Below are 13,496 nucleotides of genomic sequence, written 5' to 3'. Positions count from 1 at the left end.
TCAATTTACATACCTAAACCGTTTCAGCAACTTCCCCGCCCCACATTTTCTTGCGGCTGGCGGCCGTAGCTTTGCCGCATGCCTTCTCCCCTCTCCTTCCTCGCCTTCGGCGCGGCCCTTCTGCTGGCCGGCTGCCAGCAAAACATGCCGGCCGACAACGTGCTGCGCGGCCCCGTCGAAACAACCCAGCCCGCCGATAAAACCGCGCCGCCGGCCGCAATGAAAACCGAAGCCGAGGCCCGTGCCCTCACGGCCGCCCACGTCAAAACCCTGCCCAACGCGGCGCTTTACGTAGTCGATTCGGCCCGCGTGAACGACAACGGGCCCACCTGGCAGGTGCTGGTGCCCCGCCGCGACTGGGCCCGCCGCATGCCCAACAGCGCCCGCTTCGAGGTGAACAAAGCCACCGGCGAAGTGAGCACCGGCGCGGTGAAATAAGGGACCATCCAAGGAGCCCGCATTCCGACTTACCCGCATGAAAACGAATTCCTTACCCGATTTTTACGCGGCGTGCGCCACCACTTCGGAATCGACGGCGGGCGTTTTGCCGCCGCCGGATATGGGGCAGGGAGTAGGGCATTTCAACGTGTTTCCGTTGGCCGACATCCCCCGGGAGCCCCCGATGGCGTTTGGCCGGCGCAGCTACTACAAAATCACGCTCTGCCGCGGGCGCAGCCAGGTGGCATGTGCCGACCAGCCCCCGCACGTGGGCACCAATACCTTGTTTCTGGTAACGCCGCGGGTGGCTTACCAGTGGCTGCCGCTCTCGGACACGTACGCGGGCCATTGCTGCCTCTTCGACGACGCCTTTCTGCTGCCCGCCCGCACCGGGGTGGTGCTGGCCGAGTTGCCAATTTTCCAGCCCGGAGCCTACCCGGTGTGGGAAGTGGCCGAGGCCGACTGCGCGGCGGTGGAAGCCATTTTCCGGAAGATGGCTCACGAGCTGCCGTCTCACTACGCCTACAAGCACGATTTGCTGCGCACCTACCTCTGGGAGCTGATTCACCTGGTGCAGAAGCTGCAGCCGGCCCCCGCCCCGCTGGCCACCCACAGCGCCGCCGAGCGGCTGGCCACCCAATTCGCAGAGCTGCTGGCGCGGCAGTTTCCGCGCCACAGCCCGCAGCCGCCGCTGCGCCTGCGCACCGCCACCGACTACGCCGACCAGCTGGCCGTGCATGTCAACCACCTCAACCGCGTGCTGAAAGAAACGACGGGCTTCACCACCACCGCCCTCATCAGCACCCGGCTGACGCAGGAAGCCAAACGCCTGCTCAAGCAAACCGCCTGGAGCGTTTCGGAAGTTGCCGACAGCCTGGGCTTTGCCGATGTGGCCCACTTCTGCACCTTTTTCAAGCGCCACACCAGCCAAACGCCGGGCGACTTCCGGCGGTTGGCTCTGTTTGAAATCTAAAACAAATGGGTTGATTGGCGAAGTTTGCCCTCCGCTTAGCCCCCGGACCTTTGTGGCATACTCACTCCCTCCCGGTTTCAGGAGGAAAAACCCACAGGCAACATGGCAAACAAGAAAATTGCGCTGGTAACCGGCGGCAACAAAGGCATCGGGTTCGAAATAGTGCGGGGGATGCTGCAGGCGGGCTGCCGGGTGTATCTGGGGGCCCGCGAGGCGGCCAGGGGCCAGCAAGCCGCAGCCGAGCTGGCCAGTGTCGGCGACGTGCGTTTCCTAGAATTAGACCTGAGCAACCCGGCCACGCTCGATGCAGCGGCCAGGCAGCTGCAACGCGAAGAAGGCCACCTTGACATTCTGGTGAACAATGCGGGCATCAATGTGCCCGGCGACGGGGCACCCGGCACGGCCGACGTGCGCAGCGTGGAGCAAGCGCTCCAAACCAATTTTGTGGGTACGCTGGCCGTTACGCAGGCGTTTTTGCCGCTGGTGAAGCAGGCCATGGCCGGGCGCATCGTCAACGTATCCAGCCCGTTGGGCTCGCTCACGCTCGTGGGCCAGCACGACTGGGGCCTGCTGGGGTACTCGGCCTCGAAAGCCGCGCTGAACATGCTCACCGTGCAGCTGGCTTATGAGCTGCGGGACACGGCCATCAAGGTGAACTCGGCCGCGCCCGGCTACACGGCCACCGACCTGAACGGCTTTGCCGGCACCGATACCCCGGCGCAGGGCGCGGCGGAGGCCATCCGCCTAGCCTTGCTGCCGGCCGATGGCCCCACCGGCACGGTTTCGTCTTCCGAAGGCCTTATCCCCTGGTAAAGTCCTGCCAATAAAGCGGTTTCAACAGGGCTCGCAGCAACCTGCTCAGCAATGCGGCTTACCTGACTGCCTTACAACTGCTTGCTCAGCGAGAAGCCGCTGTAGGCGTAGCCGTTCACATTCACGCCTTGCAGGGGCATGAGCGACACACCGGCCCGGCCGGCTTCCTTGTGCAGCTGCGGCACCACAATGCCCATCGTGGTGCCCACCGCGTAGCCCACAATGTTGTCGGTGAGGAAGTGCTTGCCAGCCTTGATGCGCGTGTAGGCCACGGCGGCCGGCACCACGGCCGCGGCGCCCCATACCAGGCCTTCGCCTTCGTAGCCGGGGTTGAAATCGTGCAATACCTTGGCGGCGAAGAAAGTAGCCGTGGCCGTGTGGGCCGTGTGGCCGGCAAAAAACGAGTTGGTGGCAATGGCGCCCGAGCGGCCTCCGCCGCCTTCGGGCCCGTAGAGGTAGGGCCGGTTGCGGTACACGTTGCCCACGGTGGAGGTAAATAGGGCGTCGGTGGCCAGCATGGTTTGCAGGTAGAGGCCCAGCACCTGGCCGTAGCGGCCGCGCACGTTGTCGTTGAGGGCCAGCAGGCCGGGGGCAATCACGAGCGTGGGGTAGCACAGCAGGTCGCCGGCCAGCTGGTAGTTTTCGCTGTACCAGCCCGCCGAAAACCGGTCGATGGCCAGCACGTCTTCCTTGCGCAGGGCGGCCAGTTCGGCGTCGGTACGGCCGCTTTTTTGCTGCACGCGGTAGAGGCCGAAGGCGCTCACGGCGCCCAAGCCCAGCACAATGGGGCCATCGACGGCGAAGCGGGTGTGGTAGGGCGAGGTGGCCTTGGTCTGAGCCACAGCGGCCGGGCCCGAACCGAGCAGCAAGGTGCCGGACAGCGCCAGCGAGAGTAGAGTCTTCATTTAATAGACTGAATTTTAAATGAGGCTCAAACGTGCGTTTTGTGCTTGAGGTTAGTTTTGGCGGTCAGGGGGTGCTTCTTCGGGCATTTCCTGGGGATGAAAGCGGTTTCAGACTCAGCGGATTGGGGCTTATGCTGGCTCCCTGTGCCGCTTTGCTTACTCCTTCACGGTGGCGCCGTGCACGGCCAGGGCCTCGCCCAGCAGCCAGCGGCGGAGGAAGGCGTCGTCGTCCGATACCTTGCCCACCACGCGGTATTTCGAGAAGATGGCCGCGCTGCTTTCGGCCGCCTCGCGCACCACCGTGCCGGGGCCCACGTACGACGAATGCACCATTTGCACGGCCCCGCCGTCGCGCACCCGCAGGAAAGCCACGTGGTAATCGAGGCCCAGCACGTAGAGCCCCGGCCCCAATGCCCGCACCTGCCGCACAAATCCGGCCCGGTCCACGCCCCAGTAGCGGGTGATGTGGGCTTCCGAGGTCAGGTTTTTGATGATGCACTCCGACGTTTGCTTGGCCAGCACGGTACGCTGCAGGCGCAGGCCGGCATCGTGCAGCGAGGTGGTCACGAAGTAGCCGCAGGCGATGCTGCCGCGCCGGGGTTCCCAGGTGGTGCCGTAGAATGCCCACGGCGTGCCCTCCCAGGCCGGAAACACGGTGCTGTCGAGGGCGGTGAGCAGCAGCTGGCGCGCCTCGGCGAGGCGGGCGGTGCGGGCGGCGCGGGTGGTTGCCTGCCGGTAGCGGGCCGCCAGCCGCAGGCGGCGGGCCGTGAAGCGGCGCAGCGTGGCCCGGTAGGCGGGCCCGGAATAAGTGATGGAAGCGGCAGCGGGTCGGGGACTTTGAGCGGCGCTGTCGGGAGCGGCGGTTTGGGCAAAGCAGCCCCGCAAGCCGGCCAGCAGGAGCGCGGCCAGTGCATTGATTTTCATACGAATAAAGGTGCCGGCTGCGACAGGCTCCGGCTTGGGCGCACAACGGCCGGCTGCCGGTAGATTATTGTGACAGGCGGCTTTTTAATCAAGCGGCCGCCTCCGCGACAACGCCCCTGCCCCTTTCCACGTTGCCGAGGTTACTTTTTGCTTAGCGCCCGCTTTTTCATGTTGTTTCGCCTGCTGTTGTTTTTCCTGCTGGCCGCGCCGGTGGCGCCGGCCGCGGCCTACTCGGTGCTCACCCACCAGGCCATCGTCGATACCACCTGGGCCGACTGCATTGCCCCGCTGCTTGAATCCCACTACCCCGGCGGCACCCTCAAGGAAATGAACCGGGCCAAAAGCTACGCCTACGGCGGGGCCATTTTGCAGGACATGGGCTATTACCCGCTGGGCTCCACGCTCTTCACCAACCTCACGCACTACGTGCGCTCCGGCGATTTCGTGCGCAACCTGCTGCGCCAGGCGCGCAACCGCAACGAGTACGCCTTTGCCCTGGGCGCGCTGGCCCACTACGCCGCCGACAACACCGGCCACCCCGAGGGCACCAACGTTATTATTCCGATGGTGTACCCCGATTTGAAGGCGAAATTCGGGCCGGTGGTGACGTATGAGCAGTCGCGGGTGCGGCACACCGAGATGGAGTTTTCCTTCGACGTGGTGCAGGTGGCGGCCGGGCGCTACCGCAGCCAGGAGTACCACAAGTCCATCGGTTTCCGGGTGAGCAAGCCGGTGATGGAGCGGGCCTTCCGCCAAACTTACGGCATCGAGATGAAGCAGATTTTTCTGAGCGTGGACGCCAGCGTGGCCATGTTCCGCTTCGCCGTGAACCAGCTGCTGCCGGCGGCGGCGCGGGCCGCCTGGCACCACAAGCACGACGAAATCCGGGAGCTGAGCCCCCGCGCCCGGCGCGGCGACTCGCTCTACCATTTCAACCGCCGGCTGTACCGCCGCGAGTTCGGGCACGACTACGAGCGGCCCGGCTTCGGGGCGCGCCTGATGGCGGGCGTGCTCAGCGTGCTACCCAAAATCGGGCCGCTCAAGCCTTACGCCTTCACCCTGCCCGACGTGCCGGGCGCCCTGCAGTTCCACCGCAGCTACCAGGCGTCGGTGGCGCAGTTTTGCACGCTCACCCACGGCCAGCCCGCCGATACCACCCGCACCCTGAAGCTGGCCGATACCAACCTCGACACCGGCCAGCCCACCCACCCCACCGACTACGTACTGGCCGACCGCACCTACGACGAGCTGTTGCTCAGGCTGCACAAGCACAAGTTCAAGCATCTCACGCCAGCCCTGCGCAATTCCCTCCTCGACTACTTCGCCAACGGCGTGCCCGTGCCCGACCGCGAAACCGACCGCGACGACGACAACGCCCGCGAGGCCCGCAAATCCCGGCGCAAAACCGAGGAGGCCCTGACCGCGCTCCGGACCATGCCCAAGCCCCCCAAACCGCCCAAGCAGTATTAGTCCAATCGGGTCGTAGCCCCGCTAGGGCGTTAGTAGCGGGTGAGGCCGGCGGGGGGCGGGCCGGCGGTTTGGCGCCAGGCTTCGATGTCACGGGCCAGCTGGTCGCGGCTGAAGGTGAAGCGCACGGTACCGCCGCCGCTGGTGCTAATTTCGGTGGCGTAGGTGGTGGTCCAGAGGAATTTTTCGGTGCGCACCGGCCCAATGGCTGCCCACGGAATGAGCAAGGGCGGGTGGCCCACCCGAAACAGGAATAATACTTCAAGCGTGAGCCCTTCGGCCTGGGCACCGGCCGAAAGCACGTTTTTGTAGCTGATGCCGCCCACCGTGGCTCGGCCAATGGTGCGGGTGGGCCAGCCCAGCGGGCGCGGCAGCCGGTACTGCGCCAGCCGCTGCCAGCCCACCAGCGACAGCATTTTCACCACCAGGCACCAGAATGCCACGAAGCCGCCGATGCCGCCGATGCCGCCGATAATGGCCACCGGCACCAGAAAGTAAACCTTGCTCATGCGGCGCAAGTACGGGCCCCGCCGCCAAATGCCGCGCCGGTGGCGCCGCCCGTCGCAAATGCCTGCCCAACCACTCACTTGCGGGTGCGTACAAGTCAGCAGTCTCCTGCTACACGGCGCTTATGCACAGGCTTTCCCGCTGGCTATTCAGCTTCTTGCTGCTGCTCTTTGCTGCTGGTGCGCACGCCACCGTGCCGCCTTCGGCCCTGCCCCCGCGCCCCGAGCCGGCGCGCTTCGTCAACGATTTAGCCGGGGTGCTCACTGTGGAGCAACGCTTGGCCCTGGAGCAAAAGCTGCAGGCTTATAACGACTCGACCACCACCCAGATTGCCGTGGTGCTACTGAAAAAGGTGGCCCCCTACGAGGTGGCCGAGTATGCCCAGCAGTTGGGCCAGGCCTGGGGCGTGGGCCAGAAAGGCCGCGACAACGGCATCGTCATCTTGGCTGCCATTGAGGAGCGGAGCGTGACCATTCAGACGGGCTACGGCATGGAGGCGCGGGTGCCAGACTATGTGACGTCCCAGATTATTCAGCAGCAGTTCCAGCCCGATTTCCGGTTGAAGCGCTACTACGAAGGGCTCGACCACGGCATCGACGTGATTATTCACCGGGCGGCGGGCGAGTTTTCGCCCATGACGCCGCACCCGGCCCCGTGGTCGGAGCAGCCGTGGTGGGTGTGGGTAATATTGCTGACGCTGGTCCCTCTAGGGCTGGGGGTGATGTACATCATGTTTTTCAAGGTGGGATTGTCGGGGCGTAGCACGGGCTCGGGCCCGCGCTCCACCCTGAGCAGCTCGTCGGGCGGCGGGTCGTCGTCAAGTAGCAGCTTTGGCGGCGGCAGTTTCGGGGGTGGGGGCAGCAGCGGGCGCTGGTAAGCTTGTTTTTTGGCAGGCTTATATTGTTCGGCTTCTCGTCGGCGTTTTGCCTCGGGGTGGCGTGCTGCTGATTTACCCTTTTCTTCCCAATTTGCCCCTCATGATGCGTACCTACCTCTGGGCGGCCTTGCTGCTGACCACTCTTCCTGCCGCCGCCCAGCGGCCCAAAGTCACCAAAGCCACCGTGTTCAAGGACGTGGACGGCCACGTTATTTCCAAAGATGCATTCATGGGCAAGCTGCGCACCGGCCAGTTTGCCGTGTACGACTACCAGGCCCAGGGCCGCGCCTTCACCTCCATCTCGCTGCGCAAAGCCGACACGCCCGACGCCGTGCGCACCCAAGCCCTGAGCCCGGCGCGCGCCTTCGGCACGCCCGCGCCCGCCTTCAGCGGCGTGGACGTGCGCACGGGCCAGCCGGTGGCGCTGGCCGATTTGCGGGGCAAGGTGGTGGTGGTGAATTTCTGGTTCATCCGCTGCCCGTACTGCATCGAGGAAATGCCGAACTTCAAGCAGCTCACCGCCGGCTACCGCGACAACCCGAACGTAGTATTCGTATCGCTGGCGCGCGACAAGCCCGAGGCGCTCCGCAAGTTTCTGGCCACGCGCGGCGACTTCGGCTTCGCGGTGCTGCCCGAGGCCAGCGAAACCGCCCGGCAATTTGGCGTGCTGGGCTACACCACCACCACCGTCATCGACCGCCAGGGAAATTTCGTCTACGACCAGGAATATTCTGACAACACGGCCCGGCTGCGCGAGGCCATCGGGCGGGCGCTGTGAGGGCGCGCGGTGGCCCCGCACGCTTTACCGGCACTCAACGGGCTTCCGGCGCCGGTTTCCAGCGCACTTTGCCCGCCCAGAGCTCGGCGGCCTGGTAGATGAGGTGGAAAACCGGCTCCTTCAGAAAGAGGTAGCCGTCGATGCTTTCGGGAAACACCGTGGCGGCGCGGGTTTTCAGCAGTTCGTACTCCGCGCGGGCCGGGGCATTGGCGCGCAGGTAATCGCGAAACAGCAGCGCAAACCGGGCATTGAACCGCCCCGCCTCCCGCACGTGAATGTGGGTACGGCGCCCGCCTAGGGGCTCGCGCAGGTAGAGCTTGCGCAGCTCCGGCGACTGCTCGGGCAGGCCGTGGTAGAGGTCATACTCGAAAGCGCCCTGCCGGAAGCCGGCCTGCCAAAGCGGATGCGTGAGCTCCGCCACGTCGTCGAGCGTGGCCACGGTTATCTGAATGTCAATAACATCCTTGGCGGCCAGGTCGGGCACGGCCGTGGAGCCGATGTGGTCGATGCGCTCCAGGGCAGGCCCCGCCGCCGCCCGAATGCGCCGGGCTATTTCGGCGTACTCCGTGGCCCAGGTGGCCTGATACGGCATCAGCACCACCGGCCTCGATTTCTGGAATTCCTGCGCGGAAATCATTTGTTTATGTTAATCTTCAAATTTATTAATAACTGCTAAAAAACAGTCATCCGTCCAGGCAAATTAACGGTTGTAGAAGTCGCGGCGCGCGGCCGAAAGTTCCGGCCCGGGCGTTCTGTCGCCACTCAATTAGCCAGGAAGCGTGATACGGCCTCGTTCATTTCGGCCTTCTGGGCCTCGGTGCCGCCGTCCCACATGTCATTATGGATGGTGTGCGGCAAGGGCACGATGACGGTTCCGTATTGCTGCTGCTCGGCTGGGGTGGGCAGCACGCCAGGGTCGGCCACCTGGTCGCTGGAGCGCAGCGACAGCACCCGCGGCCGGCGCGCCCTAGGGAACGGCACCCGCCGGTTGTCGAGCGAAATGACGCGGTCGACCTGGCCGGGGTGTTCGGCCACGTAGAGCATCGACACGTCGCCGCCGTTGGAATGGCCGGCCAGCAGCAGGTGTTTGAAATCAATTTTGGGGTAGCGCTGGCTCAACTCCTGGCGAACAAACTCAATGTTTTGCGCGCCCCGCTCCCACATGGGCCGGCGCACCAGGCTGATAACGCCCGTGGTGGGCATGGGCGCATCGGTGGGCAGCTCCTGTTGAATGCTGGCCACCAGGTAGCCGTGGGCAACCAAGTTGCGGGCCAGGAACGTGTAGCCGGTACAGTTGCCGCCGTAGCCGTGGCTGAAAATAGCGGCCTTCCGGGCCGGGTGCGGGCCGGGGTGGGCGGGCTCGTACACCATCACGGGCACGGCCCGCTGGCGGGCGGCATCAAATAATTCGAGGCGGGTGCTGAGCAGGCTGTCGGTGCGGACGGGGGCGGCCATGCGTCTGGCGGCTGACTGCTGGGCGGTCGGGCTGCCACTCATACAGCCGCCGGCCAGCAGGGCAAGGCCCACGAAAAAAGGCCGGATGGCGCCAGAAAAAAACGTTGGGGGCATGCAGCAGAAAACGTACGAAACAAGGGCCCGCCGCTGGCTAGTCGCCGGTTGGGCCCGGCAATTTAAGGAAGCGGCAACGAAGGCGGGCAGCCCCGCAATCGTTGCCGGCAAGAATGGAGCGAAAAAGTAGCCTTTGAGTCTGTCCGATGCCGAATTCTGCTGGCATTGCGGCGAGAAGCAGTAGCGCGAACTTTCAGTTCGCGTCCCCGCGCCATTCGTAATCGTTGGAACGGCGCGGGGACGCGAACTGAAAGTTCGCGCTACATGCGCTACTGGGGTTTTTGCAGCAGGCGCACTACCAGGCCGGTCCAGCCGGTTTGGTGGCTGGCGCCGAGGCCGTGGCCGTCGTCGCCGTGGAAGTACTCGTGGAAGAGCAGGTGGTCGCGGAAATGCTCGTCGGTCTGGTGGATTTCGGTGGTGCCGTGGGCGGGGCGGCGGCCGTTTTCGTCCTTGAGAAACAGGCGGGCGAGGCGGGCCGAGAGGGCATCGGCCACCTGGGCCAGGGTGTGCTGCTGGCCCGAGCCGGTGGGGTACTCGATGGTGAAGCCGTCTCCGTAGTAGCTGTGGAAGCGCTGCAACGACTCAATGATTAGGTAGTTGACTGGGAACCACACGGGGCCGCGCCAGTTGGAGTTGCCGCCGAACATATCAGACTCGGCCTCGCCCGCCACGTAGCCCACCGAGAAGCTGTCCTTCTCGCCCAGGTGGTACCAGTACGGGTTATCGAAGTGGTAGCGCGAGAGGGAGCGGATGCCGTAGTCGGAGAGGAATTCGGTTTCGTCGAGCATGCGGGTGAGGACGTGGCGCAGGCGGCTGCGGCGCATCAGGCCCATGAGGTGGCGGGTGCTGTGGCCGGGCTCCTGCCAGCGGCTCACCAGCTCGGCCAGCAGCGGGCGGCGCTGGATGAGGGCCAGGGCGCGGGCGTAGAACTCGGGCACGGTGGCCAGCAACTCGTCATCAATGACTTCGACGGCGAAGAGCGGAATCAGGCCCACCATGCTGCGGATGCGCAGGCGGGTGCGGGTGTCGTCGGGGGCGTGGAGGACATCGTAGTAGAACTGGTCTTGCTCGTCCCAGAGGTTGAATTTGCCGCCGCCGCCGCGCGTCATGGCCTCGGCGATGTGCAGGAAGTGCTCGAAGAACTTGGTGGCCATTTCCTGGTACACGGGCCGGGTCTGGGCCAGCTCCAGGGCCATGCGCATGAGGTTGAGGGCGAACATGGCCATCCAGGAGGTGCCGTCGGACTGCTCGATTTTGCCGCCGGTGGGCAGCGGGGCCGAGCGGTCGAACACGCCGATGTTGTCCATGCCCAGAAAGCCGCCTTCGAAGATGTTGCGCTCGTCGCGGTCCTTGCGGTTCACCCACCAGGTGAAGGTCATGACCAGCTTCTGGAACACGGCTTCGAGAAATTCGGTGTCGGGCTGGCCGTGCAGCTTGCGGTCCATCTGGTACACGCGCCAGGTGGCCCAGGCGTGCACGGGCGCGTTCACGTCGCTGAAATGCCACTCGTAGGCGGGCATCTGGCCGTTGGGGTGCAGGTAGCCGTCCTGGCATAGCAGGCGCAGCTGGTGCTTGGCGAAGGTGCTGTCCACCATGGCCAGGGGCAGGCAGTGGAAGGCCAGGTCCCAGGCCGCGTACCAGGGGTATTCCCACTTGTCGGGCATGGAAATGATGTCGGCGTTGTGGAGGTGGCGCCAGGTGTGGTTGCGGCCGGTGAGGCGCTTGGCCGGCGGCACGGGGCGGCCGGGGTCGCCGTCGAGCCACTGGTTGACGTCGTAGTAATAGTACTGCTTGCTCCAGAGCATGCCGGCGAAGGCCTGGCGCTGCACGTTGCGGGCGTCGGCGCTGGCGAGGCCTTCCTGAATGCAGGCGTAGAACTCGTCGGCGTCCTGCCGGCGGGCCTGAAAAAGTGGGTCGAAATCGGCAAACGGCGTGTCGTGCGCGGGCTGGCTCAGGCGCAGGCGCACGGTTTGGGGCTGGCCGGGCTCGATGGTGAGCTGGTAGCGGGCGGCGGCCTTGGTGCCGTGCTCCTGGGGGTTCACGGCGGTGGCCTGGCCGTTCACCACGTATTCGTTGATGCCGTCTTTGAAGTAGCGGCCGGCCTTGTTTTTCTTCTTGCGCTTCTTGCCGAAGACGGTGGGGCTGGTTTCGTTTTCGCAAAACAGCAGCTCGGCGGGCTGGTCGCAGTAGAGCTGGTAGGCGCCCAGGTCGCGGTGCTCGGCGACGAGGCCGGCGGGGCCGGCGCGGCGGATGTCGGGGCGGTGGTCGTCGTAGCCCAGCGTCCAGGTGTTGCGGAACCAGAGCTGCGGCAGCACCGTGAGCGGCGCGGCTTCGGGGCCGCGGTTGTGGATGGTGAGCTGGATGAGCAGGTCCTGCGGGCCGGCCTTGGCGTATTCGATGAAGACGTCGAAGTAGCGGCTTTCGGCGAAGATGCCGGTATCTATTAGCTCAAATTCGGGCTCCAGGCGGGTGCGCTGGGCGTTTTGGGCGCGCAGCTCGTCGTAGGGGAAGGCGGCCTGCGGGTACTTGTACAGCATCCGCATGTAGGAGTGCGTGGGGGTGCTGTCGAGGTAGTAGTACTGCTCCTTCACGTCTTCGCCGTGGTTGCCTTCGGGGTTGGTGAGGCCGAAGAGGCGCTCCTTGAGCTGGTTGTCGCGGCCGTTCCAGAGGCCGACGGCGAAGCAGAGGCGCTGCTGGTCGTCGGAGATGCCGCCGAGGCCTTCCTCGCCCCAGCGGTAGGCGTAGGCGCGGGCCATGTCGTGGCTGATGTAGTTCCAGGCGTCGCCGTGGGCCGAGTAGTCTTCGCGCACGGTGCCCCACTGGCGCTCGGTGAGGTAGGGGCCGAACTGCTTCCAGGGGGCATTTTTGGTGCGGGCTTCGGCGAGGCGGGTTTGTTCTTGCATGTGGGGGATTGGGGCGGGCCTGAGCGCACGCTTACGCAGAGACTGGGGGCAAAGGTCGGCCGGGAGGGCCGTAGCGCGAACTTTGTAGTTCGCGTGCCCCGCGCCATTCGCAACGTTCGGGTATCGTTCTGCCACGCGAACTACAAAGTTCGCGCTACGGCCCACGCGGCCTACATGGGCCTGCGCGGGGTGTTTGGGCCCAAACGGGGCCCACGAGCGGGTTTGCGGGGCCCATAAATGGGTTTGCGGGGTCCACGAACGGATTTGCGGGGCCCACGGACGGATTTGCGGGCCCAATGGCCCGATTTGCGGCATCCCGGAACGGGTTTGCGGGGTCCGGGCGCGGATTCGCGGGGCCCGTGAGCGGTTTTGCGGCCCCCGTGCGCGGATTTGCGGGGCCCGGGCGGCGGGCGGAGGCGGCGGGCTTGCGCAGTGTCGGGCTTTTGTTACATTTGGCGCGGCCAGGCTACGGTGGCCCGGCCGCTAACACTCAGTGGAATAATGGCAACAACTACCCCCCAAACAACCCGGCAGTTCCGGACCCGCCTCGAAGAGCTCGGGCCCCTCGACGACATGGTGCAGGCCATGTTCAAAACCGACCAACCGGACTTCGGCAAGGCTTCGCCTGACTACGCCGCCCCGGACTACCTGCAGGACTGGCAGGCCCGGCGGGCCGCTTTCAGCAAGCTGGTGCCCTCGGGGGCGCGGCGCGCCACGGCCAAGGAAACCACCAAAACGATGGGCTAGGTGGCCAAAAGCCTGCGCGACCCGCTGAACTGGCTGAACATCCGCCTGAACCGGGCCGCCAGAAAAGGCGGCCTCACGGTGGCCGTGGAGAATTTTGGGCTGAGCAAGGTGCGCAGCGAAATCACGACCAAGGACATGGAAGGCCTCGACGGCGCCCTGGGCTACCTACTGAAACTACTCGCCACCCCCGCCAACCAGCAGGCCCTCGCGGCCCAGGGCCACACCGCGGCCGACACGAAAGCCTTCGCCGACGCGCAACAGCAGCTCAGCACCTTCAACACCTCCCAGAACACCGACCAGAACGCCACCCTCGAACTCACCGACGAGAACATCGCGGCCGGCAACGACCTCTGGGAATACATCACGGATGTGCTGGGCACCGGCGCGCTGATGTACAAGGAAACCAATCCGAAAAAAGCCAAAACGTACACGCTGGCCACGCTGCTCAAGCGCATGCGGCAAGAGCACGGCGGCGGGGCGGAGGGGGTGTAGGGTTTCGGTTGGGATGGAAAAGGGACGGCCCCGCTGCGGTTTGCAGCGGGGCCGTTTTTATTTATCTAAGATAGAATGTTAAACTTGTGTCTAGAGCGGTAGG

General features: G+C 65.2%; 14 protein-coding genes. 8 read left to right on the top strand and 6 right to left on the bottom strand.

Annotated features, from left to right (window positions below; genetic code table 11):
• Window positions 1–78: 78 nt before the first annotated feature.
• The 3 genes from Q5H92_RS05825 to Q5H92_RS05815 all read left to right on the top strand — a co-directional run bounded on the left by Q5H92_RS05825 (window position 79) and on the right by Q5H92_RS05815 (window position 2,224).
• A complete protein-coding gene (locus Q5H92_RS05825; protein WP_305010556.1) occupies window positions 79–438 on the top strand; it encodes a hypothetical protein in 360 nt (119 codons plus the stop codon).
• 37 nt (window positions 439–475) lie between these two features.
• The gene (locus Q5H92_RS05820) at window positions 476–1,411 is read left to right on the top strand and encodes a helix-turn-helix domain-containing protein (RefSeq protein WP_305010555.1); all 936 of its coding nucleotides are present in this window, start codon (window positions 476–478) and stop codon (window positions 1,409–1,411) included.
• A 102-nt stretch (window positions 1,412–1,513) separates the two neighbouring features.
• The gene (locus Q5H92_RS05815; RefSeq protein ID WP_305010554.1) at window positions 1,514–2,224 is read left to right on the top strand and encodes an SDR family oxidoreductase; all 711 of its coding nucleotides are present in this window, start codon (window positions 1,514–1,516) and stop codon (window positions 2,222–2,224) included.
• Between the two features lie 71 nt (window positions 2,225–2,295).
• Here the strand turns inward: Q5H92_RS05815 and Q5H92_RS05810 are convergent, their stop codons facing one another.
• Window positions 2,296–3,129, bottom strand: coding sequence for a phosphatase PAP2 family protein (locus Q5H92_RS05810; RefSeq protein WP_305010553.1), 834 nt, complete (start codon window positions 3,127–3,129; stop codon window positions 2,296–2,298).
• Window positions 3,130–3,285: 156 nt separating this feature from the next.
• Window positions 3,286–4,053: a hypothetical protein gene (locus Q5H92_RS05805; RefSeq protein WP_305010552.1), complete on the bottom strand. Its 768-nt coding sequence runs from the start codon at window positions 4,051–4,053 to the stop codon at window positions 3,286–3,288.
• Window positions 4,054–4,221: 168 nt separating this feature from the next.
• Between Q5H92_RS05805 and Q5H92_RS05800 the strand changes: the two genes are divergently transcribed.
• Window positions 4,222–5,523 (top strand): zinc dependent phospholipase C family protein, encoded by a 1,302-nt coding sequence (locus Q5H92_RS05800; RefSeq protein WP_305010551.1) that lies wholly within the window; start codon window positions 4,222–4,224, stop codon window positions 5,521–5,523.
• A gap of 29 nt (window positions 5,524–5,552) precedes the next feature.
• On the opposite strand, the gene Q5H92_RS05795 is transcribed toward Q5H92_RS05800, so the two are convergent.
• Window positions 5,553–6,029, bottom strand: a complete 477-nt coding sequence (locus Q5H92_RS05795) for a hypothetical protein (RefSeq protein WP_305010550.1) — start codon at window positions 6,027–6,029, stop codon at window positions 5,553–5,555.
• A 122-nt stretch (window positions 6,030–6,151) separates the two neighbouring features.
• Between Q5H92_RS05795 and Q5H92_RS05790 the strand changes: the two genes are divergently transcribed.
• Window positions 6,152–6,904, top strand: a complete 753-nt coding sequence (locus Q5H92_RS05790) for a TPM domain-containing protein (protein ID WP_305010549.1) — start codon at window positions 6,152–6,154, stop codon at window positions 6,902–6,904.
• A gap of 100 nt (window positions 6,905–7,004) precedes the next feature.
• Complete coding sequence (locus Q5H92_RS05785) at window positions 7,005–7,682, top strand: TlpA family protein disulfide reductase (protein ID WP_305010548.1); 678 nt, start codon at window positions 7,005–7,007, stop codon at window positions 7,680–7,682.
• 34 nt (window positions 7,683–7,716) lie between these two features.
• On the opposite strand, the gene Q5H92_RS05780 is transcribed toward Q5H92_RS05785, so the two are convergent.
• The 3 genes from Q5H92_RS05780 to Q5H92_RS05770 form a co-directional block, all read right to left on the bottom strand.
• A complete protein-coding gene (locus tag Q5H92_RS05780; protein WP_305010547.1) occupies window positions 7,717–8,319 on the bottom strand; it encodes a GrpB family protein in 603 nt (200 codons plus the stop codon).
• Window positions 8,320–8,444: 125 nt separating this feature from the next.
• The gene (locus Q5H92_RS05775; RefSeq protein ID WP_305010546.1) at window positions 8,445–9,251 is read right to left on the bottom strand and encodes a serine aminopeptidase domain-containing protein; all 807 of its coding nucleotides are present in this window, start codon (window positions 9,249–9,251) and stop codon (window positions 8,445–8,447) included.
• Between the two features lie 269 nt (window positions 9,252–9,520).
• Window positions 9,521–12,154 carry an MGH1-like glycoside hydrolase domain-containing protein gene (locus Q5H92_RS05770; RefSeq protein ID WP_305010545.1) on the bottom strand — a complete coding sequence of 878 codons (2,634 nt, stop codon included), beginning with the start codon at window positions 12,152–12,154 and terminating at the stop codon, window positions 9,521–9,523.
• Window positions 12,155–12,655: 501 nt separating this feature from the next.
• On the opposite strand from Q5H92_RS05770, the gene Q5H92_RS05765 reads away from it, so the two are divergent.
• Window positions 12,656–12,901 carry a hypothetical protein gene (locus Q5H92_RS05765; protein WP_305010544.1) on the top strand — a complete coding sequence of 82 codons (246 nt, stop codon included), beginning with the start codon at window positions 12,656–12,658 and terminating at the stop codon, window positions 12,899–12,901.
• Window positions 12,902–13,393 (top strand): hypothetical protein, encoded by a 492-nt coding sequence (locus Q5H92_RS05760; protein ID WP_305010543.1) that lies wholly within the window; start codon window positions 12,902–12,904, stop codon window positions 13,391–13,393.
• Window positions 13,394–13,496: the final 103 nt, after the last annotated feature.

This window comes from Hymenobacter mellowenesis, from assembly GCF_030581005.1.
GTDB classification, from domain to species: Bacteria; Bacteroidota; Bacteroidia; order Cytophagales; family Hymenobacteraceae; genus Hymenobacter; species Hymenobacter mellowenesis.
This window is presented reverse-complemented; position numbering and strand designations above follow the sequence as displayed.

What these genes read in the sequence shown, in the direction of transcription:
- Q5H92_RS05795 (WP_305010550.1), bottom strand. Translation starts at nt 6,029, where the DNA reads ATGAGCAAGGTTTACTTTCTGGTGCCGGTGGCCATTATCGGCGGCATC.
- Q5H92_RS05765 (WP_305010544.1), top strand. Translation starts at nt 12,656, where the DNA reads ATGGCAACAACTACCCCCCAAACAACCCGGCAGTTCCGGACCCGCCTC.
- Q5H92_RS05770 (WP_305010545.1), bottom strand. Translation starts at nt 12,154, where the DNA reads ATGCAAGAACAAACCCGCCTCGCCGAAGCCCGCACCAAAAATGCCCCC.
- Q5H92_RS05825 (WP_305010556.1), top strand. Translation starts at nt 79, where the DNA reads ATGCCTTCTCCCCTCTCCTTCCTCGCCTTCGGCGCGGCCCTTCTGCTG.
- Q5H92_RS05820 (WP_305010555.1), top strand. Translation starts at nt 476, where the DNA reads ATGAAAACGAATTCCTTACCCGATTTTTACGCGGCGTGCGCCACCACT.
- Q5H92_RS05805 (WP_305010552.1), bottom strand. Translation starts at nt 4,053, where the DNA reads ATGAAAATCAATGCACTGGCCGCGCTCCTGCTGGCCGGCTTGCGGGGC.
- Q5H92_RS05810 (WP_305010553.1), bottom strand. Translation starts at nt 3,129, where the DNA reads ATGAAGACTCTACTCTCGCTGGCGCTGTCCGGCACCTTGCTGCTCGGT.
- Q5H92_RS05790 (WP_305010549.1), top strand. Translation starts at nt 6,152, where the DNA reads ATGCACAGGCTTTCCCGCTGGCTATTCAGCTTCTTGCTGCTGCTCTTT.
- Q5H92_RS05785 (WP_305010548.1), top strand. Translation starts at nt 7,005, where the DNA reads ATGATGCGTACCTACCTCTGGGCGGCCTTGCTGCTGACCACTCTTCCT.
- Q5H92_RS05780 (WP_305010547.1), bottom strand. Translation starts at nt 8,319, where the DNA reads ATGATTTCCGCGCAGGAATTCCAGAAATCGAGGCCGGTGGTGCTGATG.
- Q5H92_RS05815 (WP_305010554.1), top strand. Translation starts at nt 1,514, where the DNA reads ATGGCAAACAAGAAAATTGCGCTGGTAACCGGCGGCAACAAAGGCATC.
- Q5H92_RS05775 (WP_305010546.1), bottom strand. Translation starts at nt 9,251, where the DNA reads ATGCCCCCAACGTTTTTTTCTGGCGCCATCCGGCCTTTTTTCGTGGGC.
- Q5H92_RS05800 (WP_305010551.1), top strand. Translation starts at nt 4,222, where the DNA reads ATGTTGTTTCGCCTGCTGTTGTTTTTCCTGCTGGCCGCGCCGGTGGCG.